1 protein-coding gene is annotated in these 243 nt (G+C 51.9%); it reads left to right on the top strand.

Annotated elements, in window-relative coordinates; all coding sequences use genetic code 11:
- On the top strand, positions 1 to 243 hold a 243-nt coding region (locus tag FNJ47_RS55270), incomplete at both ends, for a hypothetical protein (RefSeq protein ID WP_430649506.1).

Below are 243 nucleotides of genomic sequence, written 5' to 3'. Positions count from 1 at the left end.
AGTTCCAGGAGGATCGCCTCCTTGTCGGGAAAATTCGAATAGAACGCGCCCTGCGAAAATCCGGCCGCGTCGGCGATATCGCGCACGGAGGCCTGCGCAAACCCCTTCTTGATGATCTCCTCGCGCGTCCGTCCGACACGCTGATTTACAAATACCGACTGCTATCTGAAAACAGATATCATTTGGTATCTGAAAATCAATCGATATTTGTAGATTCAGGAGCCCAATCCGTTGCCCAGGCTA

This window comes from Bradyrhizobium uaiense (assembly GCF_010811875.1).
Taxonomy (GTDB): domain Bacteria; phylum Pseudomonadota; class Alphaproteobacteria; order Rhizobiales; family Xanthobacteraceae; genus Bradyrhizobium; species Bradyrhizobium uaiense.
The sequence above is the reverse complement of the archived record's forward strand: the minus strand, read 5'-3'. Positions and strand labels throughout refer to the sequence as shown.